The organism is Paracoccus sp. (in: a-proteobacteria) (assembly GCF_047973135.1).
GTDB lineage: Bacteria > Pseudomonadota > Alphaproteobacteria > Rhodobacterales > Rhodobacteraceae > Paracoccus.
The window spans coordinates 1-1,972 of record NZ_JBKEBL010000247.1 but is presented as its reverse complement, the minus strand read 5'-3'; the positions used below and the strand labels follow the sequence as shown (position 1 = coordinate 1,972).

2 protein-coding genes are annotated in these 1,972 nt (G+C 66.1%); both read right to left on the bottom strand.

Annotated elements, in window-relative coordinates:
* Nucleotides 1-713: sugar kinase (locus ACK5L9_RS18490; RefSeq protein ID WP_416912928.1), on the bottom strand; the 713-nt coding region annotated here is incomplete at its 3' end.
* A 168-nt stretch (nucleotides 714-881) separates the two neighbouring features.
* Nucleotides 882-1,937 (bottom strand): ABC transporter ATP-binding protein, encoded by a 1,056-nt coding sequence (locus tag ACK5L9_RS18485; RefSeq protein WP_416912927.1) that lies wholly within the window; start codon nucleotides 1,935-1,937, stop codon nucleotides 882-884.
* Nucleotides 1,938-1,972 lie beyond the last annotated feature (35 nt).

Below are 1,972 nucleotides of genomic sequence, written 5' to 3'. Positions count from 1 at the left end.
GTCCCGCCGAAATGCACATCCGCGCCGCCGGCCTTGACGATCACCTGCCCCGCGCCAAGCGCAAGATAGCGCGCCAGCGTCGCCTGCGGATCGGCATCGCCAAAGAACTCGCGTTCGTCGTCAAAGCTGGGCAGCATGATATCGGCCGCCGCCGCCGCCACCTCGATCTGATGGCACATGGTCGGGATATCGGGCCAGAGGCGCGGGCGCAGGTTGGAATCGAATACGATCAGTGTGCCGGTCGCGCGCGCCTGGGCCAGGGCGGCCATCAGCGCCTCGCGCCCCCGAGCGGACAGGATCGCCAGCGTGATCCCCGACAGATAGGCGATGCGTGCGCCTTTCAGCGCCTCGCGCAGCGCCGCAGGATCGTCGGCCAGCCGTTTTGCCGCCGAATTGTCGCGCCAATAGGAAAAGCTGCGCTCGCCATCCTTCAGCGAGATGGCGTAAAGTCCGATTTCGTGCTGCGGATCTGGCAGGACATGGGTGGCGTCGATTCCCTCGGCCACCAGAAAATCGATCATCTTGCGCGAAAATTCACCGGTTCCGACGCGGGACAGATAGCCGATGCGCCAGTCGGCGGGCAACACGCGGCGCAGATACCAGGCGGTGTTCAGTGTGTCGCCCGCCACCCCAAGTTTCCACAGATCCCCCGATCCGGCCTGCGACAGCTCGACCATGGCCTCGCCAATCGAAATGATGCGTTTCTGCGTCATGCGCCCCTCTGATATGCTTGCGCGGACCGAACCGATCGACCGGCACGCAACTGGATAGCCCGGTTGCCGGCCACAGCCAAGATCGCCAATAGGTCAGGCCCGCCGTCCGCAGAGGCCTGTGGTGTTTGCAGGGCGGGATTCGCCGCCCGCCCCGCAGGTGCCGGATACTCAGCGCAGGGTTTGCCCTGCCGCGTCAAAGGCATGGGCCTTGTCCGGCTGGATGCTGATCCCCAGTGTGTCGCCCGCCCGCAGTGGCACATGGCCGTGCTGGCGGACCATCAGCGGGCCAACACCCTCGACCTGTGCAAGGATGTTCGTGTCCGAACCCAGATGTTCCACCACATCCGCAAGCCCGTTCATCTGCCCCTGATCCGGCGCGGTCACGTCCAGATGTTCGGGGCGCAGGCCCAGTTCGGTCACACTTGCCGCCGCCTTCCCCGGCAGCGCGATCTCGACCCCGTTGCCCAGCCGGGCACCGCCCGGCGAGGCCGTCGCGGCCACCACGTTCATCGTGGGCGAGCCGATGAACTGCGCGACAAAGCGGTTGGCCGGGGTCTCGTACAGTTCCAGCGGTGTTCCGACCTGCTGGATCACGCCCGCGCTCAGCACCACGATGCGGTCGGCAAGCGTCAGTGCCTCGACCTGATCATGGGTGACATAGACCATCGTCGCCCCCAGACGGCGGTGCAGGCGGGCGATCTCCATCCGCATCTCGACCCGCAGCGCGGCGTCCAGATTGGAGAGGGGTTCGTCGAACAAAAACGCCTTGGGCTTGCGCACGATGGCGCGGCCCATCGCCACGCGCTGCCGCTGGCCGCCCGACAGCGCCTTGGGCAGCCGGTCCACCAGCGCGTCCAGGCCAAGGGTCTGCGCCGCCGCCGCGACCTTGCTGCGCCGTTCTTCGGCGGGGGCACCGCGGATTTCCATGGAAAAGCCCATGTTCCGCATCACATCCATATGCGGGTACAGCGCATAGGACTGGAACACCATGGCGATGTCACGGTCGCGGGGCGCGATGTCGTTCATGCGCGTCCCGTCGATGGACAGATCGCCGCCGCTGATCGGCTCCAGCCCGGCGATCATCCGCAGCAGCGTGGACTTGCCGCAGCCCGACGGCCCGACCAGCACGATGAATTCGCCATCCTCCATGGTCAGGTTGATGTCGCGCAATACCTCGGTCGAGCCGTAACGCTTGGCCACGCCGTTCAGATCAAGTCTGGCCATCCTCTATCCTTTCACCGCGCCAGAGGTCAGCCCCT

Bases quoted from the DNA above. Each gene is read 5' to 3' on its own strand.
- ACK5L9_RS18485 (WP_416912927.1), bottom strand. From the start codon at position 1,937: ATGGCCAGACTTGATCTGAACGGCGTGGCCAAGCGTTACGGCTCGACC.